The following is a 23,484-nucleotide window of genomic DNA, read 5'->3' on the forward strand; positions in this document are numbered from 1 at the left end:
ACAGGCTTATTCAGCCGCAAGCGCCACAGATTTGCGGTCGTTGCGCCCGATCTGGGCCAAGGCGGCCACGATATCATCCATCAGCGCCTGAAACGCGGTAAAACCGGGATTTGGGGCCACGCGCGCCTCGTCCAGATACAAGCCGCGGTCAATTTCCACCTGCACCACATGTTGCCCGACCGACGGCAACCCGTAACGCTGAGCGACATAGGCCCCGGCAAAGGGTGCATTGCGCGCCACGCGCAACCCGGCAGCGGTAAAGATGGCGGCAACGGCATCTACGATCTGGCCATCGCTGGACGCGCCAAAGCGATCGCCCAGTACCACATCGGGCCGGGTGGTGTTGCGCAGCATCACCGCGTCGCGCGGCATGGAATGCATATCGAGCAGGATCGCGCGGCCCATGTCGTGGACATGGTCGGCCATCAACTCTGCCAGCTTGTCATGGTAGGGTTGCCAATAGCTGCGCAAACGGTCCTGCGCCTGCATACGGCTGATTTTCCCCGAATAGATGGCCCGCCCCGCGGCCACGACGCGCGGAATAACCCCCAGCCCGGAACTGATCCGCGCATTCATGGCCCGCACGGTCACACCGGAAATCAGCGCCGGGTCAAGCTCGCTTGCGGCGCGGTTGTAATCGACATAGGCGCGGGGCACACCGCCCAGCAGCACATGCGCCCCGGCAGCAGGGGCAGCACGCAGAAACATGTCGACATAGGCATCTTCGGACGACCGCAAGGCCAGTTCATCCAGTTGCGACGCTTGCAGAAACTCGGCAGGATAGTCACGCGCGGAATGCGGCGAAGCGAACAAAACCGCAGTCGTCGCCGGTTCCGCCGGTATGAAATGAAAAGCGTGCATCCGATAATTCCTTGTCATATCGGGTTATAGCGCGAATTTCCCGGTGCGAAAGCCCTTGATCCCGCCCGCGACTCTATTTATAGACCCGTTTCACAGACGCGGTCTTGGCCCGCGTCCCTTTTGTTTGGGGCGCATGTCAGTCCAGTCGGGCGCGTAGCTCAGTGGTAGAGCACTACGTTGACATCGTAGGGGTCACAAGTTCGAACCTTGTCGTGCCCACCATTTCACCCCTGCCCCGGCAGGACAAGATTACAGGCAGGCGCACGCGCGCCGCGAGAAGGAGAAGACCGATGAAGGTCAAGAATTCGCTCCGGTCGCTCAAGCAGCGCCACCGTGATTGTCAAATCGTGCGCCGCAAAGGCCGCGTGTATGTCATCAACAAGACCCAGAAGAAATTCAAGGCACGTCAGGGCTGATCTTTCGCCCCGTTGTCGTGATTTGGCGCCGCCCTGTCGTTCAGGGCGGCGTTTTTCTGTGCCGAATCAGTAGCGTCGTGCCATGTCAGAGCCTTTGCCAGATCCCGCCCCGGTGCCCTTGTTGCGCCTGTCCGACCGCCCGGACTGGCGGTATCTGCTGCGCGATTTCTACGAATTGTATCGGCACCTGCCCGCCGGTGGCAGCGCCAAGATTCGCGCGCATCAGCGCGGGGTGCGTGAGCGGATCGCAAAGGTCATCAAGGCCAACCCGCCGATCGCCGATCTGCCGCCGATGGAAAAACCCGTCACCAAACATTTCCGCCGCGCGCTTGACCAAGGGCGCGAAGCCCAGCACGCCGCCTTCATCCGCACGATTGACGCGGTGCACGAGCGACTGCAATGGCAATATGGCTACGAAAAAGTGCCGCGCGGGCTGGAACAGAAATACGCCTATGCCGAACTGGTCGGCCCCACCGGCCCGGTTGTCACGAACGAGGTGATCCTAGGCCTGGTGCTGTTCGCGCCCGGCTGCACCTATCCGGCCCATGCGCATGATGGGATTACCGAAAGCTACCTGTGCCTGTCTGGCGCGGTATCGGAAAACGACCAAGGGGTGTATGCGCCCGGCTCGCTGATCTTCAACCAGCCGGGGCAGTTGCATCGCATTACTGTGGCCGACCACGAGCCGTCGCTGCTGGCCTATGCGTGGATGGGCGCGACCGAAAAGCTGGCGAACCAGAAAATGGTGTTCAGCCGCGCGCCGAAAACCCCGCGCTAACCTTCGGTAAAGCGAATAAGCCGCGGCAGGCACAACCGTTTCAGATCATAGTTTTCAACAATCGTCTTGCGCGCTGCCGCCCGGCGCGCGGCAAAGCGGGCTGGGTTGCCCAGCGCCGCGATCAGCGCGTCCGACCAAGCGTCAATATCGAAGAAATCGACCAACTGGCCATTTACGCCATCGACCACAACTTCCTCGACCGGGGCGGTGCGCGACGCGATGACATGCGCGCCCATGGCCATCGATTCCAGCAGCGACCACGACAGCACGAACGGAATGGTCAGATAGGCATGGGCGCGCGAAATCTGCACCAGCGTGACAAAGTCGCGATAGGGCACACGCCCCAGAAAATGCACCCGCTCCAACCCCGGCGCGCCTGCAATTTCCGACAGGAATCGGTCTTTCCATGTGCCTTGCGGCGGGGCCATGCCATAGCTGACCCCATCACCGCCGATAATGACAACCTGCGCGCCGGGCCGCGCGGCCAAGATTTGCGGCAAGGCGCGGATAAAGATATGCGACCCGCGATAGGGTTCTATATTGCGGGTCACATAGGTCAGAACCTCATCCCCCGCGCGCAAGCTGCGGCCATTGGGCAGCGTGAACTGCGCGGCCGGGTTAGGGACCAGCAAATCGGTATCCACCCCGTCATGGGTAATGGTGATCTTGGCGCGCAATTCGGGCGGGAAGGTGTCGGCCTGCCATTCGGTCGGGGCAAGTGCCGCATCGGCCTGCACCATGGACAGCGCCAGATGCGATTGCCGCGCGATCACGCCAAACCCCGCAAACGGGTCGGCGCTGCTGAATTCCGGGTCAAACCCTACATCCAACCCGGTGGTGCCATAATAGAATTCGGCATAGACCAACAATCGGGCCTGCGGGAAAATCTCTGCCAGGAACAGGGTTTCGCCCCAACCGCTATGCCCGAAGATCACATCGGGCACGAACCCCAGTTTGTCGCGCAACTGCGCCGCCGCGCGGCCCACGCGGTGCGCGCGGTCGGTCATGGCCATATAGGTCGTGGCCAGCCGCGCTTGCCCTGGCTTGGGGGCCGGATCGGGCATGGGGTAGCGATAGGTTCGGATCGGGCTTTGCTGCTGGTTGCTCTCGGCAGTCAGGGCCACCACGTCATGCCCGCGCGCGGCAAGGGCAGGGGCCAAATGCTTGAACTGGGCCGGAAAATTCTGATGGACGAACAGAATTTTCACGCAGTCACCCCGTCAATCGGCGCCGATAGCGGTCATGTCGAAGGCCGCCGCCAAAAGCGCGCGGGTGTAATCCTGTTGCGGCGCGTCAAACACCTGGTCGACCGGCCCGCTTTCCACGACATCGCCCTGCTTCATGACCACAACCTTGTGCGACATGGCCCGCACCACCCGCAGATCGTGGCTGATAAACAGATAGGCCAGCCCGTGGCGGCGCTGCAAGTCGCGCAGCAATTCCACGATCTGCACCTGAACGGTCATATCAAGCGCAGATGTCGGTTCGTCCAGCACCAGCAGCTTGGGCCGCAGGATCATGGCGCGGGCGATGGCAATGCGCTGGCGCTGCCCACCGGAAAACTCATGCGGGTAGCGTTCCATCGTGGCGGGGTCCAGACCCACCTCGGTCATGATCTCTGCCACCAATTCGCGTTCCGACTGCCCGGTGGGACTGCCATGCACGCCCAAGCCTTCGGAAATGATCTGTTCGACCGTCATGCGCGGGCTAAGGCTGCCGAACGGGTCTTGGAACACGATCTGCACATCGCGGCGCAGCGCCCGCAGATCGGCAGATTTGCGGCCCTGAATATCGGCGCCGTCAAACCAGATCGGCCCTTCGCTGGAAATAAGCCGCAAAATGGCCAGCGCCAGCGTGGTCTTACCCGACCCGGATTCGCCGACCACGCCCAAGGTCTCACCCGCGCGCAGGGTCAGGCTGGCGCCGTTCACGGCTTTGACATGCCCAACCGTGCGGCGCAGGAAACCGCGCGTTATAGGAAACCAGATGCGCAAACCATCGGTGCGCAACACCTCTGCCGCGCTATCGGGGACGGGGGGCGGCGTGCCGTGCTGTTCGGCGGCCAGTAGCTTGCGGGTATAGGGGTGTTGCGGTGCGTCGAAAATTTCCGATGTTTTCCCCTGTTCCACGATTTCGCCCGCTTGCATCACACACACCCGGTCGGCAAAACGGCGCACGATGTTCAGGTCATGGGTGATGAACAAAAGGCTCATCCCCTCGGCGCGTTTCAGATCGACCAACAATTCCAGAATTTGCGCCTGAATGGTCACATCCAGCGCGGTGGTCGGTTCATCCGCGACCAGCAATTCGGGGCCGTTCGCCAACGCCATTGCGATCATCACGCGCTGCCGCTGCCCGCCCGACAACTGGTGCGGATAGGCCGACAGGCGGCTTTCGGCGTCGTGAATACCCACCTTGTTCAGCAGGTCCAGCACGCGCGCCCGCGCCGCCGCCCCCGACAGGCCCTGATGCAATGACAGGCTTTCCGCGATCTGTTTTTCAATCGTGTGCAGCGGGTTCAGCGAGGTCATCGGCTCTTGGAAGATGAAGCTGATGTCATTGCCGCGCACCTGCCGCAGCTTGGCCGCAGGCGCGCCCACCAGTTCCGCGCCCTTGAAGGTTACAGAGCCCGCCACCTGCGCGGCATCGGGCAACAGCCCCACGCAGGACAAGGCGCTGACAGATTTGCCCGACCCCGATTCGCCCACGATCGCAACGGTTTCGCCCTTGTCCACATGGAAGGACACGCCGCGCACCGCAGGCACGGGCTGACCGTCTTGCCGGAAGGTCACGGTCAGATCTTGCACGTTCAGCAGGCTCATCGGAACGTCTTTCTGGGGTCGAACGCGTCGCGCACCCCTTCAAAGATAAAAACCAGAAGCGACAGCATGACCGCAAAGGTGAAAAAGGCCGAGAACCCAAGCCATGGCGCTTGCAGGTTGTTCTTGGCCTGAAGCGTAAGTTCGCCAAGCGACGGGGCCGAAGACGGCAGGCCAAAGCCCAGAAAATCCAGCGTCGCCAAGGTGCCGATGACCCCGGTGATGATGAAGGGCAACATCGTCAGCGTGGCCACCATGGCATTGGGCAGAACATGGCGGAACATGATGCGCGTGTTCGACACGCCCAGCGCTTTCGCGGCGCGGATATATTCAAAGTTCCGCGCCCGCAGGAATTCAGCACGCACCACGCCGACCAACCCTGTCCAGCCAAACAGGGTTATCAAGAACACCAATAGCCAAAAATTCATCGCGACCATGCTGGAAATGATGATGATGATGTAAAGCGACGGAACAGAGTTCCACAGCTCGATCACGCGCTGAAACAGCAGGTCCAACGCGCCGCCGAAATAGCCCTGCACCGCCCCCGCCGCGATCCCGATGGCAGAGCTGAGCGCGGTCACGACAAGCGCGAAGGTTATCGACAGCCGGAACCCGTAGATAATCCGCGCCAGCACGTCGCGCGCGGTGTCATCGGTGCCCAGCAAGTGCCGGTCATCGGGCGCAGAGGGCGCCGCACCGCCGATCTCGTTCACGGTATCGTAGCTATAGGGGATGGGGGGCCAGATCATCCAGCCTTGGGTAATCTCTGCCCCGTCAACAACGCCTGTTTCGGCCTGCGCGCTGGCCTCTTCCGGGTCGTCAAAGCACAGCTCCGCGCCGCCTGCGCGGATCAGGCATTGCACCACCGGGTCGGTATATTGCGCTTCGGTGCGGAAATCGCCGCCAAAGGTGGTTTCGGCGTAGAAATTGCCGATGGGGAAGTAATAGGCCCCTTGATAATTGATTACGATGGGCCGGTCATTGGCGATGAATTCCGCGAAAAGCGAAACAAAATACAGCGTGCCAAGTATAATCAGCGACCACCACGCGCGGCGGTTGGCCTTGAAATTTGCCCAACGCCGTTGGTTCAGCGGCGACAGCGCAAAACGGCTACGGGTTTGGGTGCGCGGCGGGAAATTTGTCTGGTCCATGGCGTCAGGTCTCTCGCGACTCGAAATCAATTCGCGGGTCGATCCAGACATACATCAGGTCTGACAGCAGACCCACGACCAGCCCCAACAGGCTAAACACGAACAAGGTGCCGAACATGACCGGGTAATCACGGGCCACGACGGCCTCGAACCCCAGACGGCCCAAGCCATCAAGCGAGAAGATGGTTTCAATAATCAGCGAACCGCCAAAGAACACGCTGACGAACACAGCCGGAAAACCCGCGATCACGATCAGCATGGCGTTGCGGAACACATGGCCATACAGCACGCGGTTTTCCATCAGCCCCTTGGCGCGCGCGGTCATGACGTATTGTTTGCGGATTTCATCGAGGAAAGAGTTCTTGGTCAGCAGTGTCAGTGTTGCAAAAGCGGCAATGGTGGATGCGATCACAGGCAAGGTAATATGCCAGAGGTAATCCAACGCCTTGCCGATGGGCGACAACTGGTCCCACACCTCTTGCGGAGAGGTCAGGCCCCGCGCCGGGAATATCTGGTAATACGACCCCCCTGCGAACAACACCAATAGCAGGATTGCGAACAGGAAACCGGGGATCGCATAGGCCACGATAATCAGCCCCGACGTGAATGTGTCAAACCGCGTTCCGTCGCGCGTGGCCTTGCGAATGCCAAGCGGAATGGAAACCATGTAAGCGATCAGCGTAGACCACAGGCCCAGCGTGATCGACACGGGCAGCTTTTCCACCACCAGATCAACAACCGAAATGGACCGGAAGTAGCTTTCGCCAAAATCAAACCGCATATAGTTCCACATCATATGCAAAAAACGTTCGAGCGGCGGTTTGTCGAAGCCGAATTCGCGTTCCAACTCTTCTATAAATTCGGGTGGCAACCCGCGCGCGCCGACATAGCGTTCGTTTTCCATGGCGCCCGCGTTCACATCCGCGCCGCCCCCGTCGAAAGCCCCGAATACATTGCCTTGCCCTTCCATGCGGGCAATCACCTGTTCGATCGGGCCGCCGGGCACGAATTGCACAAGGAAGAAGTTTATCAGCATCACCCCCAGCAGCGTGGGGATGATCAGCAGCAAGCGTCGCGCGATATAAGCGCCCATGGGTTACCTCAATGCGCCAGAGGCGCGCAGTTCTTCGGCGCGGTCCGCGTCATACCACCAGAAATCCAACTCTCCGGTGGAAAACGGCGGGATGGTTTCGGGGTGTTTGAAGATATCCCAATAAGCGACCCAGACCGTATCGTTATACCATGCAGGCACCATGATAAGTTCATGCCGCAGCGCGCGGTCCAGTGCCATCAGCGCCGCATCCCGTGCTTCGGGGGTGTCGGCATCCAAAGACGCGTCGATGATTGCATCCACCAGCGGGCTGGCCAAGCCGGCAGGGTTGAACAGGCTGAATTCGGCGGTTTCCGACCCGAAGCGCTGGTGCAGCCCGGTGCCCGTGTCCATGAACGCACCATACTGGTCGAAGATCATGTCATAGTCGCGGTTGCGGCGGCGGTCGGTGTGCTGGGCCGCGTCGATACGCTGGAATTGCGCGTCAATGCCCAACTGCCGCAAGTTCTGCGTGTAGGTTTCGACAATCGAATCCATCGTGGCGGACCCGGCAGAGGATACCGGGATCTCGATCACCATCTGCCGGCCATCGGCATTGCGCAAAGCGCCTGCGTCATCCACGGTCCAGCCCGCTTCTTCCAGCAGGCCGCGCGCGCGGCGGATGTTGCGACGGTCGGCCAATCGGTTGGCATTGGACAGATGCGGCATCCGGGCCGGTTCCGTCAGCATGGCGGGCGGCACCAGATCACCCAAGGATTCCAGCAATTCCAGTTCCAGACCCTCGGGCGGGCCATCGGCTTGCAAGCGGGTGCCTTGGGTGTAGGACGCGCGCGGCTTGAACAGCCCGTATTGCAGGGTTTCATTCGTCCATTCAAAATTGAAGGCCAGAGAGATCGCTTCGCGCACGCGGGCATCGGCGAACATCTCGCGCCCAAGGTTGAACACAAAGCCGGTGGGCGTGGGCGGCAAGCCGGTTGGCAATTCGTCGCGCACGACATGGCCGCGCTCTATGGCCGGGAAATCGTAACCGGTCGCCCATTGGCGCGAATTGTTCTCGGCCCGGAAGGTGTAAATCCCGCTTTTGAACCCTTCGAAGGCCGCCGCCCCATCGGCAAAGTACTCGATGCGAATTTCATCGAAATTGTGCCGCCCCACATTGTTGGGCAGGTCCGCGCCCCAGTAATCCGGGTCGCGCTTGTAGGTGATGGAGCGGTTCACCTCGAACTCATCCAGCATGTAGGGGCCGGAGCCGGGCGAAATTTCCATGCGCGATTCGTCCAGCCGCGCGCCGGTCTCCTCATACCAAGTTTTGGAAAACACTGGCGTGCTGCCCACCTGGTCAATCAACGACCGGCGCGATATGCCATCGGCAAAGGTGAATTTCACGGTGTAATCGTCCAACGCCTCGGCAGAGAGAACGCGCTTGCTGACCGCTTGGCTGTAGGACGGCAGGCCCTGTTCAATGAACAGGTTATGGCTGAAGACCACGTCATGCGCGGTCACGGGCGTACCGTCTGAAAACCGCGCTTCGGGCCGCATGTGGAAGATGACCCACTCCTTGCTGGCCGGATATTCCACCATATGCGCCAGTAGCCCGTAATATTCGCCATAAGCATCTGCCGGGGCCATGCCGCCACCCATGGGTTCCGCGGTTTCCAGCAGGCTTTCATATATCGCCGATGACAGCGCGCCCGCCCGCCCCTTGCGCGAGAAGGGGTTCATCGAATCGAACGTGCCTTGGGCGGGCAGCGCGATCGCCCCGCCCTTGGGCGCGTCGGGGTTGACGTAGTTGAAATGCGTGAAATCTTCGGGGTAGCTCAACTCGCCATAAAAGGAATACCCATGCGCGCGAATGATGTCGTCATCTTGCGCGGCCAAGGGCGCGGCCCCAAGTGCAAGCGCAAAGACGGCGACGCGGGTCATACGGTGAAACATCGGCAACTCCTCCTGCTGGCCCCGTCTGACGCGGGGATTTGGGCTACTATTCAGGTTTTCCGCGCCCCTGTCGACACGCGCGGATCATTTCACAAGGTATTTTGATCGCGGTTGATAAAAAGCAAACAGGCCGCCCGCAAAAACGGACGGCCTGTTGTCACGCGCGCGGCGTGTAATCAGCTTTGGCTTTGGATATAGGCGATCAGGTTGGCACGGTCCTGCACATCGCCAATGCCGCGAAAGTTCATCGACGTGCCTTCGGCGCTATTGGCCGGGGATTCGATGAAAGTGTTCAGGTTTTCGGGCGACCACACCTCGCCCACCTGCGCCAGAGCGCCGGAGTAGTTGAACCCGTCCACGCTGGCGATGTCACGATCCACAACGCCATGCAGGTAAGGGCCGACACCGTTGCGCCCGGCTTCCAGCGCGTGACAGGCGCGGCACTGGCCCCAGACCTGCGAGCCAGCATCGGCATCGGCGACTTCGAACGCTTCTTCAAATGTCAGTTCGGCGACCGGTTCTGCATCCATATCCTCTTCGCCGGTATCGATGGCATAGGCTTGGGGCGCATCGGCGTTGCGGGGCACATACAGCGCGCTGGCAGCCCATTGGCCCAGCAGCAGAACCAGCAACGCACCGCAAAGCGAAGCCACAGTTTTGGTAATCACCATCGTGTCGAACATAGCGCAGTCCCTAAACCAGAGATTTTGGCGGTATGTATCCGCTTCCCATACTCGGTTTCAAGCGATAGTTACCGCGACGAAACGTCGTTTCGGGCGAATTTGACAGATGCGAGCGGAAACATGACCGGCAAGATCGCTTTTCAAGGAGAGTTGGGCGCCTATGGCCATCAGGCCTGCGCCGACACGCGGCCCGATTACGACCCGTTTCCCTGCGCAACGTTTCACGACACGATGGAAGCAGTGCGCTCTGGCGCGGCCGATCTGGCCATGGTCGCGGTCGAGAATTCGATCTATGGCCGTGTGGCAGATGTGCATTCGCTGCTGCCCGAAAGCGGGCTGCATATCGTGGCCGAAGCCTTCGTGCGGGTGCATGTGAACCTGCTGGGCGTGCCCGGTGCCACGCTGGACCAAGTGCAAGAGGCGCATGGCCACCCGGTAATCCTGCCGCAATGCTCTGGCTTTCTGCGCGCCCATGGCATTCGCGGCGTGGTCAGTTCCGACAATGCCCGCGCCGCGCGCGAAGTTGCCGAACGCGGCGACCCGACCCATGCAGCGCTTGCCAGCGAAATGGCCGCGCAGATCTATGGGTTGCAGGTTCTGGCCCCACAGATTGAAGACCGGCCCGATAACACCACCCGCTTTCTCATCATGGCACAAGAGCCCGACCTGTCGCGGCGCGGCGATCACGGCATGATGACCAGCTTCCTGTTCCGCGTGCGCAACATTCCGGCGGCCCTGTATAAGGCAATGGGCGGGTTTGCCACCAACGGGGTGAACATGGTCAAGCTGGAAAGCTATATGGTGAACGGGTCGTTCACCGCGACCCAGTTCTTTGCCGAGATAGAGGGCCACCCGGACGACGCCAATGTCAAACTGGCGCTGGACGAGTTGCGCTATTTCACATCCTACCTGAATATTCTGGGCAGCTACCCGGCAGACCCGGCGCGGCGTTAACCGATCACGCCGACCGGCCCAATCGCGCCCGTTTGCGCGCGCTGCATAAGCACTTGGTCCAGCAGCACGCAGGCCATCATTGCTTCGGCCACCGGCACCGCGCGAATGCCCACGCAAGGATCGTGCCGCCCCTTGGTGACAACGCTGTTGGGGCTGCCGTCGCGCAGGATCGACTCGCGCGGGGTGGTGATGGAACTGGTCGGTTTGACAGCAAAGCGCACAACCACATCCTGCCCTGTCGAAATACCGCCCAAGATACCCCCCGCTTTGTTGCTGCGATAATCCGGGCCATCCGCACCCATGTCGATTTCGTCCGCGTTTTCCACCCCGGTCAGGGCGGCGGCATCCATTCCCGCGCCAATCTCGACCCCCTTGACCGCGTTGATGGACATCATCGCGGCGGCGAGTTCCGTGTCCAGCTTGGCATAAATCGGCGCGCCAATGCCTGCGGGCAGCCCCTTGGCCACCACTTCGATGGTGGCGCCAACGGAGTTGCCATCGCGGCGCATGGCGTCCAGCGCCCTGGCCCAATCTTCGGCGGCTTGTGCATCGGGCACCCAGAACGGGTTGCGCGCGATCTCTGACTCAACGAACCGGGCGCGGTCAATATGGTGCGGCCCCATCTGCACCATGTAAGCCAGTATATGCAGGTCGGGCAAAAGCTGGCCCAGCACCGCGCGCGCCACGCCGCCCGCCGCCACCCGCGCCGCCGTTTCGCGCGCAGAGGACCGGCCACCCCCGCGCGGGTCACGCAGCCCGTATTTTTGGTAATATGTTATGTCGGCATGGCCGGGGCGGAACGTGTCGGCGATATTGCCGTAATCCTTGCTGCGCTGATCCACGTTGCGGATCATCAACTGAATCGGCGTGCCGGTGGTGCGGCCCTCGTAAACCCCCGACAGAATTTCCACCGCGTCGGGTTCGCGCCGCTGCGTTGTGTGCCGGTTCTGCCCCGGTTTACGCTTGTCCAGCCATTGCTGGATCATGGCTTCATCCAGCGCCACACCCGGCGGGCAACCATCGACTGTCGCCCCCAAGGCAGGCCCATGGCTTTCGCCCCATGTGGTCACGCGAAACAAATGGCCGAATGTGTTGAAGCTCATCGAATTTTACCGGTTTTTCACGGTTAATGGGACTACATTGCTCTGGGAGTGATTGGAATAGGTATTCCATGTGGGTGTGTAATCTTCAGATTGATTGCCCCAAACGGTCCATCCATCGCGCGGGCCGCGTGCAAATAATTCCAAGCGATTCCCGAAACTACACCGCTCAATCAGGTCATATTGTTCGTCCGGCTTGCGGCTGTGCTCGCGTTTCTGCGTGACAAGAATATTTTCTTGCGACCGACCCGGCGGCAGTGTCCGCGCATTCTTGCCGCGCACCCCGAACAGCAGAACTTCCGTGACGTTGCGAAAATAGAACCCCACGCCGCGCCGATCTGGCCCACCATCTTTGCGCACCTTATACCAGACAAGGTTGCTTTTGTAACTGAAACCCCAATGCTCCATCACCTTAAGTCCCTCGGGCAAAAGAGCGTTTGGAACCCAAAGATAAAGATGCGCCGGTTCTCCGGCCAAGGCTTCGACCGGCATATCGCAAATCTCTTCCAACGACAGGGTTGGATAACGTGACAAGCGCTTATGTTCCGGTGCCATTTTGCCAGTGCGATTCTGAAACTGCCAAGGCGGGTCAGCAAGAATTGTCTGAAACTTCTGCCCTCTCAGTGTGTCGAGCAGATCGTCTGCGGCGCTTTTCATGCTTCGTCCTCTACATACAGGCTTGGTGAGATGCCAAATACCAAAAGAGGGCATCCAGCAGCACCACCACCTTCGATCTTCGGCAGCAATTTACTCATATGCGTTGTTGAGGCTCCATATGATGATCCTCGCCCAAGTTTCTTAAAAATATCTTGTAATTCGTCGCAACGTGTCACGATCACCCCAACGCTTACTGCCCGCAGGTCGAACAACAAACGAAAGTTGTTCAAATCACGATCGAAAAACGGGTCCTTGTTGTTCCATTCAATCTCTAGCGCGACCTCGTTGCGATAGCAGTCAATCTGATGTGTCGGTGAATCCAGCCGCACCCCGTCCAACAGGACGCCGGTCTCGAATTTCTTCTCAATCCAACCTCTTTCATACAAAAAGTCATCTATGAAGCCAGAGACCTTACTCTTGCTCCCACCACCCGTTGCAATCCAACTTTTCCGAAGCCTGAATGCCCCAAGAACATCGAGGATATCACGCCACTCTTTTGGATAGTCGGACGCAAGAATTGCGCTGGCATGCCGCCATTCATGCACTTCGTAGTGCTGTCTTACGAAATCGGGCAGACGGTCATGCAACATTTAGGGAGTCCTATACTACACACAACACTATTTGGTTCTTGTTTCGCTTGCAACCAGACAGCTTGCCGCGACCGTGCAAAAGCGTTACCTCTCCCATCACCTCGGGGTGCCCTTTGGGCTGAGATGTGCGAAACGCATGAACCCGTTGAACCTGAACCGGTTAAGACCGGCGGAGGGAAGGGACAGGGCGCATCGCGCCCGCGCTCATCTCCGCCTGTCGTGAAGAATGGAGATTGAGACATGAAATCACCCCTTTTCGCGGCGGCATTCCTTGGCTTGGCAGCATCCGCCCAAGCCCAGACATTGACCGTCATTGCGCCCGATTATTTCGGGTCCGAATGGGGCCCTGGCCCCGCCATAAAGGAGGGTTTTGAGGCCCGCTGCAACGGCTGCACGCTGGAGTTTCGCACCGGCGATGTCATGTCGCGGCTGCAACTGGAAGGCGCGCGGCTGGAAGGCGACGTGGTTATCGGGCTGAACACCGACACCACCTTGCGCGCCCGCGAAACCGGGCTGTTCGTGCCGCATGGCCAGCCGCTGGACGCGCTGACCCTGCCGATCGACTGGGAGGACGAGACCTTCCTGCCCTTCAACTGGGGCTATAACGCCTGGGTCTATGACAAGACCCGCGTCGAAAACCCGCCCACCAGCTTTGCCGAATTGCTGACCCGCGAGGATATCTCGCTTGTGTGGCAAGACCCGCGGTCATCCGGTGCAGGGCTGGCGCTGCTGCTTTGGGTGGACCAACTGTATGGCGAGGACGCGGCAGAGGTCTGGGCAGCCCTGTCGCGGCAGACCGTGACCGTCACCGCCGGATGGTCCGAAGCTTACGGCCTGTTCACCGAGGGCGAGGCCGACATGGTCATGAGCTACGCCACATCGCCCGTCTATCACATCGTGGCCGAAGAGGATGACAGCAAGGCCGCCGCCATTTTCGAGGAGGGGCATTACCTGACCGCCGAGGTGGCGGGAATCCTTTCTGGCGCGGCGCAGCCGGATCTTGCCGCCGATTTCATGGCCTATGTCCTGTCGGCAGAGTTCCAGCAGATGATCGCCTATGCCAACTGGTCCTACCCGTCGGCCCTGCCGCGCGCGGACTGGCCAGAGGTGATGCGCGACCTGCCCTTCCCCGAAACGCCCATTCGGTATGACGAGGCCAAGGCAGAAAAGCGCCGTGGCCCAGCATTGGACTTGTGGTTGCAAGGCATGACCCGGTGACAAGCGCCCGCACCATGACCCTTGCCATGGCAAGTGTCGTGGCGCTGTGGTTGCTGGCGTTGAATTTCGGCGCGCTGGGGGCAGTCGCCTTGCGCGCCGAAGGGCTGACAGGCTTGCGCGCGGCGGATTGGGCCGCCGTGCGTTTTACGCTGCTGCAAGCGTTTCTGTCTGCGCTTTTGTCGGTTGTGCTGGCGATTCCGGTCGCCCGCGCCTTGGCACGGCGCCAATTCGTAGGGCGTGGCCTGCTGATAACGCTGATGGGCGCACCCTTCATCCTGCCCACGCTGGTCGCGGTGCTGGGCCTGCTGGCGGTGTTTGGCCGCTCTGGGCTGGTGAACGATGCGCTGGCGCTGGTCGGATTGGGGCCGGTCAACATCTACGGGCTGCATGGTGTGGTTCTGGCGCATGTGTTCTACAACCTGCCACTGGCCACCCGGATCATCCTGCAAGGCTGGGCGGCAATCCCGGCGGAACGGGTGCGGCTGGCAGTTTCGCTTGGGTTTTCGCCTGCCGACCGGTTGCGCCATCTGGAAGTGCCGATGTTGCGAGAGCTTGCGCCCGGCGCGTTCCTGCTGGTGTTCCTGATCTGTCTGACCAGCTTTGCGGTGGCGCTGGCGCTGGGCGGCGGGCCGCGTGCAACAACTGTTGAACTGGCCATCTACCAAGCGTTCCGCTTCGATTTCGACATGGGCCGCGCCGCTGCGCTGGCCTTGCTGCAATTCGCGCTCTGCCTTGGCGCTGGCGTGCTGGCGCTGCGCGTCGCGCTGCCCTCTGGCATGGGCGGCGGTCTGGACCGCCCGCTGCCGCGCATGGACTATCGCTCCCATGCCGCGTGGGGCGATAGCCTGCTTGTCACGCTTGCCGCGCTGTTCCTGCTGGTGCCGCTGGCGCTGATCGTGCTGCGCGGCGCGCCGCATCTGGCCAGCCTGCCTGCACCTGTCTGGCACGCGACCATACGCTCGCTTTGGGTGGCGCTGGGGGCCACAGCACTGACCATCGGCTTCGCGCTTGTGCTGGCCCATGCCATCCTTGCCCTGCCGCGTGCGGGCGCGATGGGCCTTGAATGGCTGGGGCTGGCGGCGCTGGCGGCGTCGCCCTTGGTTATCGGCACGGGGCTGTTCCTGATGCTGCGCCCCGTGGCCGACCCGCGCGACATGGCGCTGGCGGTGACCATGCTGGTCAATGCCGGGCTGGCGCTGCCCTTTGCGCTGCGGCTGATCCTGCCTGCCTTGCGCGACAGCCACGCCACGCAAGGGCGGCTGGCGGCATCGCTGGGCTTGCACGGGGGGGCACGGTTGCGGCTGGTGACACTGCCGCGCCTGCGCCGCCCGCTGGGCTTTGCCGCCGGGTTGACCGCGGCCTTGTCGATGGGCGACCTTGGCGTGATCTTGCTGTTTGCCGATGCCGAACGCGCCACGCTGCCCATGCAGCTTTACCGCCTGATGCAGGCTTACCGACAGGATGACGCGGCAGGCGCGGCGCTGTTGCTGTTGCTTTGCAGCCTTGCGCTGTTCTGGGCATTCGACAGATGGGGGCGCACCAATGCTGCGGCTTGAGAACGTGACGATCCAGCAAGGCGGGTTTCACCTGCGCGCGGATTTTGCCGTGCCGCAAGGCGCGCATGTCGCGGTCATCGGGCCGTCAGGGGCCGGAAAATCGACACTTCTGGGGGCGATTGCCGGGTTCGTGCCGCATGCCGGGAAGATCGCGTGGCGGGGCGCAGCCCTGCCGCAAGACCCCGGCGCGAGGCCCGTGTCGATCCTGTTTCAGGATAACAACCTGTTCCCGCATCTGAGCGTTTTCGACAATGTCGCCTTGGGGCTGAAACCGGGGCTGCGGCTGTCGCCGCGCGAGCGCGCACAGGTATCAGATGCGCTGGCCCATGTCGGCCTTGCGGGGATGGAAATGCGGCGCCCGGCAGAACTGTCGGGCGGGCAACACAGCCGCGTTGCACTGGCGCGCACGCTGATTCGCGCGCGGCCAATCGTATTGCTGGACGAGCCTTTCGCCGCGCTTGGCCCGGCGCTGAAAGCCGACATGCTGGCATTGGTGGCCCAGATCGTGGCCAAGACCGGCGCGACGCTGCTGATGGTCAGCCATGACGTGGCCGATGCGCGGGCGATCTGCGACCAGACCGTGCTGGTGGCAGAGGGAGTGGCACACCCGCCGCAAGGGACCGGGCAGTTGCTGGACAATCCGCCACCCGAATTGCGGGCCTATCTGGGGTAGCCGGGGGTTTATCAGGGGCTTTGCCCCTCTGGTCCCTGCGGGACCATTCACCCCAGGATATTTTTGCAAGGATGAAAAGGGGCAGGTCAGGCAGAGTGTCGGGCGCCGAAAATGGCAGAGCCGACGCGCACATGGGTGGCACCATGGGCGATTGCGGTTTCGAAATCGTCCGACATGCCCATGGACAGGCCTGTCAGACCGTTGCGGGTGGCGATATCCGCAAGCATCTGGAAATGCGCGGACGCGTCTTCGTCCACCGGGGGAATGCACATCAGGCCCAGCAAGGGCAGGTCAAGGGCGCGGCATTCGGCGATCATGGCATCGGCATCGGCTGGCAGAATGCCGGCCTTTTGCGGCTCTGCCCCGGTGTTGACCTGCACGAACAGGCCGGGACAATGGCCAAGTTCCTGCGCCAGACGCGCAAGGGTGCGGGCAAGTTTGGGACGATCCACGGAATGGATGATGTCGAACAGCTCCATCGCCTGGCGCGCCTTGTTGGTTTGCAACGGCCCCAACAGGTGCAATTCGACCGGGCCGAAGGTGTCGCGGAAGCCGGGCCATTTGCCCGCCGCTTCCTGCACGCGGTTTTCGCCAAAGACACGATGTCCGGCTTCCAACACCGCGCGCACACGCGCGTCGGGTTGCACCTTGGACACCGCGATCAGGCTGACAGCGCCGGGGGCGCGGCCTGCCTGCGCCTCTGCGGCAGCGATTCGCGATTGGATATCCTGCAATGACATAGCGAGCCTTCAGTTTCCGATGAACACGCTTTGGCCGCGGCGCGGGTTGGATGTGTCAGAGCCGAGTTTGTCGAGGTCCAGCTCTGCCCCGAAACGCAACCCGCCATCGGTTTCGCCCACGAATTTCAGCTTGAGTTCGGTGCGGGCATAGAGCCGCGCTTCGGCGCGGTCGCTGCCCGGTGCGGCGGCGGGCCGGTCCCAGACCACGCCCATGCGCGTTTCGCCCCGCATGGACAGGCCGGGCGTGTCGGCATGTGCCGCAGGAAGCAGAAACAGGGGCAAGAGGAACGCCGCTTTACGCATATCAGCGGGCCAAGCTGCGCACATCGTCACTGGCACCGATGAACACGCCACCCACGCCATCCAGCGCGGCAGATGTGGTTTCGCACGCGGCAAGGCCGAGCGTGACAAGCAGAAGAAGACAAAGCTTTTGCGCCATACGGTTTCACACCTTTTTCCAAGCGTGGCGGAAAGAGTAGGGCAAAGCGTAAGCGGCGAAAAGGGCAAGACGGTCAAAAAAGAAAAGAGCGGGCGCAAGGCCCGCTCTTTCCGACGTTCAATCCGGGTTGGATTAGAACTTGAAGGACAGACCGAAATCGGCGAGGGTGGCGTCAGCAGTACCGTCGCGCGCGATGCCGCCGACCAGTTCAGCACCGCCGCCCAGATCGTAGGCAGCGCCCACGCCGAAGTTTGTATCTTCGTCGGTGTCGCGAGATGCGAAAGCGGTGACGGTGGTTGCGTCGAACGAGCCGGAGACCGACAGACCGTAGGAGTCGCCGTCAGTGCTGTGGTCAGCGTAGATCGCTTTCACGGTCAGCATGTCCATGCTGTAAGCGGCCGAGATGGACACTTGATCGGGGCCGCCGTCTTCGTCTTCGTAGCCCAGACCCACGGTGAAGCCTTCAAAGGAGTAACCAGCTGCGATGCTGATCACGCGGTCGCTTTCGTCGATCTGGCCGATGCCTGCAGCAATGCTGAAACCGTCGATGCTGTATTCATACAGAGCGCCCGGTGCGGTGCCGATGCCAATGTATTCGATCTCGTTCAGATCCTCCAGACCGGTCAGGCCAACGCCGTCAATCTGGCCGACGATCGCGTCAGCTGCGCTGTCAACGTCACCCATCGACAGTTTGCCGAATTCGCCGGAGATGAACACGGTGCCAGCTTCGCCACTGTCTGCATCGACAGCATCTTTAGCGCCAAATTTTGCGCCGAAAGCCAGACCGCCATCGGTTTCACCGGACATGGTGAAAGTGACGCCCATTTCAGTGTTGAAGGACAGTTCGTCGGTTGCACTGCTGTCGTAAACGATACCCATCTGTGCCGAACCGGACAGTGCAACCTCTGCAGCTGCAACGCCTGCCGACATGACCAGTGCGGTCGAAGCAAGAAGAAGCTTTTTCATTTTGTTACCCTCGTTGTCTTAGGTGTTCCTCGCCTCACCATAGCGGCGAGGTCTGAGCCTGTTTCATCCTTTCGCCCTGTTTTTTCAAGCGCAAGCGCCAGCCCTTGGGCCAATGCGCCCGAAATGATGCAGAATTGTCACGCAATCGGCCAAGCGCAGCGATGCTGCCAGCTTGCTCAGGCCTTGTTCCATGCTTTCGAACGGGCTACAGAAGGGCAACGCTATATAGGGGCATTGCAATGGGTTGGAACGGCATTTCGCGCGGGGGCATTCTTTTGGGTGCGGCACTGGTCTTGTCCGGGTGCAGTGGCGGGTTCGGCTTTGGCAATTTCCTAAGCGGCGGCGAGCGGTCACGCGAAGCGGCAGCCGAGATACACGAGGACGCGCGCGAACGCCGGGGTAATGCAGACAGCTCCACCATCTGGGACCTGTTTTCGAACGCGCAGCCGCCCTCTACCACGGTCGAGGTAAACAAGTATTTGTGGAATGCCTCGCTAGAGGTGCTGGATTTCCTGCCGGTGCAATCGGTCGACCCGTTTTCGGGCGTGATCGTCACGGGCTATGGCACACCGCCGGGCGGGGGCCGCGCCTACCGTGCCGCCGTGCTGGTGAATGACCCGGCGCTGGATGCACGTTCGCTGAACGTGGCCATCATGACGCGCGGCGGCCCCGCCAGCCGCGAGACGATTCGCGCCGTGGAAGACGCCATTCTGACCCGCGCGCGCCAGTTGCGCATTCAAGACCGCAACCTGTAGATTCTGGACCTTCGCCAAACACAACGCTACAGATGCCGGGTCGGTCGCGCCCGGCATTTTGCGTTCAGCCCCAAGGAAGTGACATGTCCCAAGCCACAGACGCGCGTTACCAGCCGCAAGCGTTGGAACAGAAATGGCAAACCGCATGGGAGCAGGCAGAGGTGTTCACCGCCCGCCGCGACCCCGCCAAGCCGAAATATTATGTGCTGGAGATGTTCCCCTACCCGTCCGGGCGCATTCATATGGGGCATGTGCGCAATTACACGATGGGCGATGTGGTGGCGCGGTATAAGGCCGCGCAGGGGTTTTCGGTGCTGCACCCGATGGGGTGGGACGCCTTCGGTATGCCTGCGGAAAACGCCGCCATGGAGCAGGGCGGCCACCCCAAGGACTGGACCTATGGCAATATTGAGGTGATGCGCGACCAGATGAAGCCCTTGGGCTTGTCGATTGACTGGAGCCGCGAATTCGCCACCTGCGACCCGGAGTATTACGGCCAACAGCAGGCGATGTTCATCGACATGCTGGCCGAGGGGCTGGTCTACCGCAAGAACGCCGTGGTGAACTGGGACCCGGTGGATATGACGGTTCTGGCCAATGAGCAGGTGATTGACGGCAAGGGCTGGCGGTCCGGCGCAGAGGTGGAACGCCGCGAGCTGACGCAATGGTTCTTCAAGATTTCCGATTACAGCGCCGAATTGCTAGAGGCGATTGACGGGCTGGCGGACTGGCCCGAAAAGGTGCGGCTGATGCAGCGCAACTGGATTGGCCAGTCGCGCGGGCTGCAATTTGCCTTTTCCACGGTGGATGCCCCCGAAGGCTTTGACCGGATAGAGGTGTATACCACCCGCCCCGACACGCTGATGGGGGCAAGTTTCGTCGGCATCTCGCCGGATCATCCGCTGGCCAAGTATCTGGAACGGCACAGCGCCGAGGTGGCAGCCTTCGTGGCCGATTGCCGCAAGATCGGCACCACAGAGGAAGCCTTGGAAAAGGCTGAGAAAAAGGGCTTCGACACCGGTATCCGCGTGCGCCACCCGTTCGATGATGCTTGGGAATTGCCGGTCTATATCGCCAATTTCATCTTGATGGATTACGGCACCGGCGCGATCTTCGGCTGTCCGGCGCATGACCAGCGCGATCTGGATTTCGCCAATAAATACGGGTTGCCGCACCCGGATGTGTTTGTCGGGCTGGAAGATGACACGCCGGTAGAGGCGACCGCCTTCGTGCCACCGAAGACCGAGAAGGTGCGCTATATCCGCGGCTTCGCGGGGGAAGAGGTGCAAACCGGGGCCGACGCAGTCGAAGCGGCGATTGCCTTTTGCGAATCGCGTGGCGTGGGCCATGGCGTGACGCAATACCGCCTGCGCGACTGGGGGCTGAGCCGCCAGCGCTATTGGGGCTGCCCGATTCCCGTGGTGCATTGCGATGCGTGCGGCGTGGTGCCAGAGCGCAAGGAAAACCTGCCGGTTCGTCTGCCCGATGACGTGTCCTTCGACCAACCCGGCAACCCGCTGGACCGCCACCCAACATGGCGCGATTGCGCTTGCCCGTCTTGCGGTGCCCCCGCACGCCGCGAAACCGACACGATGGATACATTCGTCGATTCGTCATGGTATTACGCGCGCTTCACGTCCCCCCGCGCCGCGACGCCGACCAATGCCGAGGATGCGGAATACTGGATGAATGTCGACCAGTATATCGGCGGCATCGAACACGCGATCCTGCACCTTCTGTATTCCCGCTTCTTCGCCCGCGCGATGGTGAAAACCAGACATTTGCCGGAAAGCGCGAAAGAACCGTTTGATGCGCTGTTCACGCAAGGGATGGTGACGCACGAGATTTACACAACCACCGACGCCAAGGGCCGCGCGGTCTATCACCTGCCGGAAGATGTTGAGGACGGGAAACTGAAAGCCACAGGTGAACCCGTGCGCGTCATCCCCTCCGCCAAGATGTCGAAATCCAAGAAAAACGTGGTGGACCCGGTCAACATCATCAGCGCTTTCGGGGCCGACACCGCGCGGTGGTTCATGCTGTCCGACTCACCGCCCGAACGCGATGTGGAATGGACCAGCGCCGGGGCAGAAGCGACCTATAAGCACCTGAACCGTGTCTGGACGCTCTGCGACAAGGTAGCCGCCATGGAAATCGGCCAACCCTCGGACGCCGACACTGTCCTTTTGCGCGCCATGCACCGCGCGATTGATGCCGTCACGAAAGCGGTGGAAAACTTCGCCTTCAACAAGGCGATTGCCGAGCTTTACGCCTTCACCAACACGCTGTCGAAATCGCAGGCATCGGGCACCGCGCAAGTGGCGGCCATGAAAACCCTCGCGCAACTGATGGCCCCCATGGTGCCGCATCTGGCCGAAGATATCTGGGCACGTCTGGGCGGCACAGGGCTTGTGGCGCAAGCCGCCTGGCCCAAGGCCGACCCCGCCATGCTGGTGGCCGATTCCGTGACCCTGCCTATCCAGATCAACGGCAAACGGCGGTCCGAGATCACCATCGCGCCCGACACGCCGAAGGAAGAGGTTGAAAAACTCGCCCTTGCGGATGATGCTGTCGTCAAGGCGCTGGCGGGCAACCCGCCGCGCAAGCTGATCGTGGTGCCGGGGCGGATCGTGAATGTGGTTGTCTGACAGACGGGCTTTCCTTTTGGGCGCATTGGCGCTGGCAGGCTGCGGCTTTACCCCGGCCTATGCCCCCGGCGGGCCGGGTGCGGCGCTGCGCGGGCAGGTGCGGGCCGATGACCCGACCGATTCGCTGGGCTTTGCCTTTGTCGGCGCGCTGGAAGAGCGGTTGGGCCGGCCCCAGACCGTGCGCTATGCGCTGTCCTATACCATCACCACGTCAGAACGTGGCGCGGCCAGCGTGGTCGGCGTGGGGGCAACCCGGATCGCGCTTCTGGGCCGTATTGACTACGCGCTGACCGACACGGCCAGCGGCGAAACCGTCGCCTCTGGCAACCTGCGCAATGTGACGAATTATTCCACCACCGACAACCAGCTTGCCACCCAGCGCGCCCGAGAGGATGCAGAGGAACGGCTGATGCGCATTCTGGCCGATCAGGTCGCCACACGCCTGCTGGCTGCCATGGCGGAATGAAGCTTAGCCCTCGCGATTTCGCGCGGCTTGTCGCCAAGCCCGACCCTGCGCTGTCGGGCGTGCTGATCTATGGCCAAGACGCGATGCGCGTGGCGCTGAAACGGCAGGAGCTGATCGCCGCCACCATCGGCCCGCAAGGCGAAGGCGAAATGCGGCTGGACCGAATGGCCGGGGCAGAGTTGCGGCGCGATGCGGCACAATTGCTGGACGCGGTCAAAGCGCAGGGGTTTTTCCCCGGCCCGCGCGTGGTGTTTCTGGACAGCGTGACCGATCAGGGCGCCGAAGCTGTTCAGGCCGCGCTGTCGGAATGGCGGCCGGGCGACGCGCAGATCGTGGCGACGGCGGGCGCGTTGAAAGCCAGTTCGAAACTGCGCAAGCTGTTCGAAGGGGCAAAAGCCGCCGGGGCCGTGGCCATCTATGACGACCCGCCCACCCAGCAAGAGATCGAGGCCGAACTGACCCGCGCGGGCCTGAGCGACATCAGCCCCGATGCCATGCGCGACCTGACGGCACTGTCACGCCTGCTGGACCCCGGCGATTTTCGCCAGACCTTGCAGAAAATTGCGCTGTATAAGCATGGTGATGCCACCCCTCTGACCCCGGCAGAGGTTGCCGATCTGGCCCCCGCCAGCCACGAAGCCGCGGTGGATGACCTGCTGCATGCCGTGGCAGAGGGCGAATCGGCCAAGATTGGTCCGCTGATGGTGCGGCTGCACGCCCAAGGGGTGGCAGCGGTCACGCTGGCCATTATGGCCATGCGCCATTTCCGCAGCCTGCACGCCATGAATTGCGATCCCGGCGGCCCTTCGGCGGGTATTCAACGCATGAAGCCGCCCATTTTCGGCCCACGCCGCGACCGTCTGTTGCGGCAGGCCCAAGGCTGGGGGCTGGTGCGCTGCGAGGCCGCGCTTGCCACGCTGACAGAGGCCGATCTGACCTTGCGCTCATCCTCCAACGCGCCCAGCATGGCGGTAATGGAACGCGCGCTGATCCGTCTGGCGATGATGGCGCGCCGGTAGGAGAGTCGC

24 protein-coding genes, 1 tRNA gene and 1 riboswitch are annotated in these 23,484 nt (G+C 61.8%); of the genes, 11 read left to right on the top strand and 14 right to left on the bottom strand.

Annotated elements, in window-relative coordinates; translation table 11 throughout:
* Positions 1–6 precede the first annotated feature (6 nt).
* Positions 7–861 (bottom strand): N-formylglutamate amidohydrolase, encoded by an 855-nt coding sequence (locus AWT76_RS15830; protein WP_072247230.1) that lies wholly within the window; start codon positions 859–861, stop codon positions 7–9.
* A gap of 147 nt (positions 862–1,008) precedes the next feature.
* Between AWT76_RS15830 and AWT76_RS15835 the strand changes: the two genes are divergently transcribed.
* The 3 genes from AWT76_RS15835 to AWT76_RS15845 all read left to right on the top strand — a co-directional run bounded on the left by AWT76_RS15835 (position 1,009) and on the right by AWT76_RS15845 (position 2,055).
* A tRNA-Val gene (locus AWT76_RS15835) sits at positions 1,009–1,083 on the top strand.
* Positions 1,084–1,151: 68 nt separating this feature from the next.
* The gene (ykgO, locus tag AWT76_RS15840) at positions 1,152–1,277 is read left to right on the top strand and encodes a type B 50S ribosomal protein L36 (protein WP_072247233.1); all 126 of its coding nucleotides are present in this window, start codon (positions 1,152–1,154) and stop codon (positions 1,275–1,277) included.
* Positions 1,278–1,359: 82 nt separating this feature from the next.
* Positions 1,360–2,055 carry a dimethylsulfonioproprionate lyase family protein gene (locus tag AWT76_RS15845; protein WP_072247235.1) on the top strand — a complete coding sequence of 232 codons (696 nt, stop codon included), beginning with the start codon at positions 1,360–1,362 and terminating at the stop codon, positions 2,053–2,055.
* Here AWT76_RS15845 and AWT76_RS15850 read toward each other — a convergent pair.
* The 6 genes from AWT76_RS15850 to AWT76_RS15875 form a co-directional block, all read right to left on the bottom strand.
* Positions 2,052–3,263: a glycosyltransferase gene (locus AWT76_RS15850; RefSeq protein ID WP_072247237.1), complete on the bottom strand. Its 1,212-nt coding sequence runs from the start codon at positions 3,261–3,263 to the stop codon at positions 2,052–2,054. The two genes, AWT76_RS15845 and AWT76_RS15850, sit on opposite strands and share 4 nt — an antisense overlap.
* 12 nt (positions 3,264–3,275) lie before the next feature.
* Positions 3,276–4,877 carry an ABC transporter ATP-binding protein gene (locus tag AWT76_RS15855; protein ID WP_072247239.1) on the bottom strand — a complete coding sequence of 534 codons (1,602 nt, stop codon included), beginning with the start codon at positions 4,875–4,877 and terminating at the stop codon, positions 3,276–3,278.
* Positions 4,874–6,025 (bottom strand): ABC transporter permease, encoded by a 1,152-nt coding sequence (locus tag AWT76_RS15860; protein WP_072247240.1) that lies wholly within the window; start codon positions 6,023–6,025, stop codon positions 4,874–4,876. Before AWT76_RS15860 ends, AWT76_RS15855 begins: the two co-directional genes overlap by 4 nt.
* A gap of 4 nt (positions 6,026–6,029) precedes the next feature.
* Positions 6,030–7,118, bottom strand: coding sequence for a microcin C ABC transporter permease YejB (locus tag AWT76_RS15865; RefSeq protein WP_072247241.1), 1,089 nt, complete (start codon positions 7,116–7,118; stop codon positions 6,030–6,032).
* Between the two features lie 3 nt (positions 7,119–7,121).
* Entirely contained in the window at positions 7,122–9,011 is a 1,890-nt protein-coding gene (locus AWT76_RS15870; protein WP_072247243.1) for an extracellular solute-binding protein, read from the bottom strand.
* A gap of 176 nt (positions 9,012–9,187) precedes the next feature.
* Complete coding sequence (locus AWT76_RS15875) at positions 9,188–9,694, bottom strand: c-type cytochrome (protein WP_072247245.1); 507 nt, start codon at positions 9,692–9,694, stop codon at positions 9,188–9,190.
* A gap of 120 nt (positions 9,695–9,814) precedes the next feature.
* Here AWT76_RS15875 and AWT76_RS15880 point away from each other — a divergent pair, with 120 nt between their 5' ends.
* Positions 9,815–10,648, top strand: a complete 834-nt coding sequence (locus AWT76_RS15880) for a prephenate dehydratase (RefSeq protein ID WP_072247247.1) — start codon at positions 9,815–9,817, stop codon at positions 10,646–10,648.
* Here AWT76_RS15880 and aroC read toward each other — a convergent pair.
* The 3 genes from aroC to AWT76_RS15895 are packed head-to-tail and all read right to left on the bottom strand — an operon-like array spanning position 10,645 to position 12,995.
* Entirely contained in the window at positions 10,645–11,751 is a 1,107-nt protein-coding gene (aroC, locus tag AWT76_RS15885) for a chorismate synthase (protein WP_072247249.1), read from the bottom strand. The genes AWT76_RS15880 and aroC overlap by 4 nt on opposite strands.
* Before the next feature lie 6 nt (positions 11,752–11,757).
* A complete protein-coding gene (locus AWT76_RS15890; protein WP_072247251.1) occupies positions 11,758–12,405 on the bottom strand; it encodes an MT-A70 family methyltransferase in 648 nt (215 codons plus the stop codon).
* Positions 12,402–12,995, bottom strand: a complete 594-nt coding sequence (locus AWT76_RS15895) for a BglII/BstYI family type II restriction endonuclease (RefSeq protein WP_072247253.1) — start codon at positions 12,993–12,995, stop codon at positions 12,402–12,404. Before AWT76_RS15895 ends, AWT76_RS15890 begins: the two co-directional genes overlap by 4 nt.
* A 92-nt stretch (positions 12,996–13,087) precedes the next feature.
* Positions 13,088–13,190, top strand: a riboswitch (TPP riboswitch).
* Between the two features lie 45 nt (positions 13,191–13,235).
* On the opposite strand from AWT76_RS15895, the gene AWT76_RS15900 reads away from it, so the two are divergent.
* The 3 genes from AWT76_RS15900 to AWT76_RS15910 are packed head-to-tail and all read left to right on the top strand — an operon-like array spanning position 13,236 to position 16,442.
* Positions 13,236–14,213 carry a thiamine ABC transporter substrate-binding protein gene (locus AWT76_RS15900; protein ID WP_072247254.1) on the top strand — a complete coding sequence of 326 codons (978 nt, stop codon included), beginning with the start codon at positions 13,236–13,238 and terminating at the stop codon, positions 14,211–14,213.
* Positions 14,214–14,227: 14 nt separating this feature from the next.
* Positions 14,228–15,769, top strand: a complete 1,542-nt coding sequence (locus AWT76_RS15905; protein ID WP_072247782.1) for a thiamine/thiamine pyrophosphate ABC transporter permease ThiP — start codon at positions 14,228–14,230, stop codon at positions 15,767–15,769.
* Entirely contained in the window at positions 15,756–16,442 is a 687-nt protein-coding gene (locus AWT76_RS15910; RefSeq protein ID WP_072247256.1) for a thiamine ABC transporter ATP-binding protein, read from the top strand. Before AWT76_RS15905 ends, AWT76_RS15910 begins: the two co-directional genes overlap by 14 nt.
* 86 nt (positions 16,443–16,528) lie before the next feature.
* Here AWT76_RS15910 and AWT76_RS15915 read toward each other — a convergent pair whose 3' ends face one another.
* The 4 genes from AWT76_RS15915 to AWT76_RS15925 form a co-directional block, all read right to left on the bottom strand.
* Positions 16,529–17,182: a YggS family pyridoxal phosphate-dependent enzyme gene (locus AWT76_RS15915; RefSeq protein ID WP_072247258.1), complete on the bottom strand. Its 654-nt coding sequence runs from the start codon at positions 17,180–17,182 to the stop codon at positions 16,529–16,531.
* Between the two features lie 9 nt (positions 17,183–17,191).
* The gene (locus tag AWT76_RS15920; protein ID WP_141655982.1) at positions 17,192–17,464 is read right to left on the bottom strand and encodes a porin; all 273 of its coding nucleotides are present in this window, start codon (positions 17,462–17,464) and stop codon (positions 17,192–17,194) included.
* A 22-nt stretch (positions 17,465–17,486) separates the two neighbouring features.
* On the bottom strand, positions 17,487–17,621 hold the full coding sequence (locus AWT76_RS17210; RefSeq protein ID WP_281179115.1) for a hypothetical protein: 135 nt from the start codon (positions 17,619–17,621) through the stop codon (positions 17,487–17,489).
* 132 nt (positions 17,622–17,753) lie between these two features.
* Complete coding sequence (locus AWT76_RS15925; RefSeq protein ID WP_072247262.1) at positions 17,754–18,587, bottom strand: porin; 834 nt, start codon at positions 18,585–18,587, stop codon at positions 17,754–17,756.
* 239 nt (positions 18,588–18,826) lie between these two features.
* Between AWT76_RS15925 and AWT76_RS15930 the strand changes: the two genes are divergently transcribed.
* The 4 genes from AWT76_RS15930 (at position 18,827) to holA (ending at position 23,475) form a co-directional block, all read left to right on the top strand.
* The gene (locus AWT76_RS15930) at positions 18,827–19,342 is read left to right on the top strand and encodes a DUF3576 domain-containing protein (protein WP_072247264.1); all 516 of its coding nucleotides are present in this window, start codon (positions 18,827–18,829) and stop codon (positions 19,340–19,342) included.
* 83 nt (positions 19,343–19,425) lie between these two features.
* Positions 19,426–21,990 carry a leucine--tRNA ligase gene (leuS, locus tag AWT76_RS15935; RefSeq protein ID WP_072247265.1) on the top strand — a complete coding sequence of 855 codons (2,565 nt, stop codon included), beginning with the start codon at positions 19,426–19,428 and terminating at the stop codon, positions 21,988–21,990.
* Complete coding sequence (lptE, locus tag AWT76_RS15940; protein WP_072247266.1) at positions 21,977–22,456, top strand: LPS assembly lipoprotein LptE; 480 nt, start codon at positions 21,977–21,979, stop codon at positions 22,454–22,456. Before leuS ends, lptE begins: the two co-directional genes overlap by 14 nt.
* Complete coding sequence (gene holA / locus AWT76_RS15945; RefSeq protein ID WP_072247268.1) at positions 22,453–23,475, top strand: DNA polymerase III subunit delta; 1,023 nt, start codon at positions 22,453–22,455, stop codon at positions 23,473–23,475. The genes lptE and holA overlap by 4 nt, the downstream gene beginning before the upstream one ends.
* The last annotated feature ends 9 nt before the right edge of the window (positions 23,476–23,484 follow it).

The sequence above is a fragment of the Roseibaca calidilacus genome, from assembly GCF_001517585.1.
In the GTDB taxonomy this organism is placed as follows: domain Bacteria; phylum Pseudomonadota; class Alphaproteobacteria; order Rhodobacterales; family Rhodobacteraceae; genus Roseinatronobacter; species Roseinatronobacter calidilacus.

Bases quoted from the DNA above. Each gene is read 5' to 3' on its own strand.
- AWT76_RS15880 (WP_072247247.1), top strand. From the start codon at position 9,815: ATGACCGGCAAGATCGCTTTTCAAGGAGAGTTGGGCGCCTATGGCCAT.
- AWT76_RS17210 (WP_281179115.1), bottom strand. From the start codon at position 17,621: ATGGCGCAAAAGCTTTGTCTTCTTCTGCTTGTCACGCTCGGCCTTGCC.
- ykgO (WP_072247233.1), top strand. From the start codon at position 1,152: ATGAAGGTCAAGAATTCGCTCCGGTCGCTCAAGCAGCGCCACCGTGAT.
- holA (WP_072247268.1), top strand. From the start codon at position 22,453: ATGAAGCTTAGCCCTCGCGATTTCGCGCGGCTTGTCGCCAAGCCCGAC.
- AWT76_RS15875 (WP_072247245.1), bottom strand. From the start codon at position 9,694: ATGTTCGACACGATGGTGATTACCAAAACTGTGGCTTCGCTTTGCGGT.
- AWT76_RS15845 (WP_072247235.1), top strand. From the start codon at position 1,360: ATGTCAGAGCCTTTGCCAGATCCCGCCCCGGTGCCCTTGTTGCGCCTG.
- AWT76_RS15860 (WP_072247240.1), bottom strand. From the start codon at position 6,025: ATGGACCAGACAAATTTCCCGCCGCGCACCCAAACCCGTAGCCGTTTT.
- leuS (WP_072247265.1), top strand. From the start codon at position 19,426: ATGTCCCAAGCCACAGACGCGCGTTACCAGCCGCAAGCGTTGGAACAG.
- AWT76_RS15865 (WP_072247241.1), bottom strand. From the start codon at position 7,118: ATGGGCGCTTATATCGCGCGACGCTTGCTGCTGATCATCCCCACGCTG.
- AWT76_RS15910 (WP_072247256.1), top strand. From the start codon at position 15,756: ATGCTGCGGCTTGAGAACGTGACGATCCAGCAAGGCGGGTTTCACCTG.
- AWT76_RS15915 (WP_072247258.1), bottom strand. From the start codon at position 17,182: ATGTCATTGCAGGATATCCAATCGCGAATCGCTGCCGCAGAGGCGCAG.
- AWT76_RS15870 (WP_072247243.1), bottom strand. From the start codon at position 9,011: ATGTTTCACCGTATGACCCGCGTCGCCGTCTTTGCGCTTGCACTTGGG.
- AWT76_RS15895 (WP_072247253.1), bottom strand. From the start codon at position 12,995: ATGTTGCATGACCGTCTGCCCGATTTCGTAAGACAGCACTACGAAGTG.
- AWT76_RS15855 (WP_072247239.1), bottom strand. From the start codon at position 4,877: ATGAGCCTGCTGAACGTGCAAGATCTGACCGTGACCTTCCGGCAAGAC.
- aroC (WP_072247249.1), bottom strand. From the start codon at position 11,751: ATGAGCTTCAACACATTCGGCCATTTGTTTCGCGTGACCACATGGGGC.
- AWT76_RS15830 (WP_072247230.1), bottom strand. From the start codon at position 861: ATGCACGCTTTTCATTTCATACCGGCGGAACCGGCGACGACTGCGGTT.
- AWT76_RS15890 (WP_072247251.1), bottom strand. From the start codon at position 12,405: ATGAAAAGCGCCGCAGACGATCTGCTCGACACACTGAGAGGGCAGAAG.
- AWT76_RS15905 (WP_072247782.1), top strand. From the start codon at position 14,228: ATGACCCTTGCCATGGCAAGTGTCGTGGCGCTGTGGTTGCTGGCGTTG.
- lptE (WP_072247266.1), top strand. From the start codon at position 21,977: ATGTGGTTGTCTGACAGACGGGCTTTCCTTTTGGGCGCATTGGCGCTG.
- AWT76_RS15930 (WP_072247264.1), top strand. From the start codon at position 18,827: ATGGGTTGGAACGGCATTTCGCGCGGGGGCATTCTTTTGGGTGCGGCA.
- AWT76_RS15925 (WP_072247262.1), bottom strand. From the start codon at position 18,587: ATGAAAAAGCTTCTTCTTGCTTCGACCGCACTGGTCATGTCGGCAGGC.
- AWT76_RS15900 (WP_072247254.1), top strand. From the start codon at position 13,236: ATGAAATCACCCCTTTTCGCGGCGGCATTCCTTGGCTTGGCAGCATCC.